The organism is Vibrio sp. 2-1-2a (genome assembly GCF_032648565.1).
Classification (GTDB): Bacteria; Pseudomonadota; Gammaproteobacteria; order Enterobacterales; family Vibrionaceae; genus Vibrio; species Vibrio diabolicus.
Map to the genome: position 1 here is coordinate 1 of NZ_WBOH01000038.1, position 533 is coordinate 533.

The window sequence follows — 533 nt, forward strand, 5'->3', positions numbered from 1 at the left end:
CCCTGCTAAGGGGTGAGCAACGCAATACCGAAGCCACTGCATACCACCTTAATCACTAAAATCAACGCATAGTAAAAATGCCACGCGTTGTGAATCCCTCTTGAGCAGTTTGTTAGCTTTCACACACAAAGTTCTTACCAATAGCATACAAAATAAGGTCAGGTGCACTCATTTTTTCAAATGGGACTCCAGCTGGAGGAAGTTTATCTGTATTAATTTTCTCAATAATAACTTTTATATCCATTAGATAAGAAGTTATTTTCATCGCCATATCAGGTTGAGAATAACCATCAGCACAGATACGCCCTCCTTTTTTAGTTGCAGGTATCAGCATTGAAGCGCCGTGAATAACACCTATGCAATAGCCAGCAACGAAATTATCTTTATTTAATGCCGCTGCTTTACATGATGTTATTGCTGAATTGATGTTTTCTAGCCCAGATGAAAATGCCTGAGCTGACAGCAATAACAAACATAAACACGTAATTTTAAGTAACACAGTTTTCAAATTTTCCTCCTTGAAAGCTAACGCC

The 533-nt window shown here is 38.5% G+C and carries 1 protein-coding gene; it reads right to left on the reverse strand.

Annotated features, from left to right (window positions below; genetic code table 11):
* Nucleotides 1–112: 112 nt before the first annotated feature.
* Nucleotides 113–533 (reverse strand): hypothetical protein (locus F7Y48_RS23585; RefSeq protein WP_316685450.1); only part of this gene is annotated, 421 nt, incomplete at its 5' end.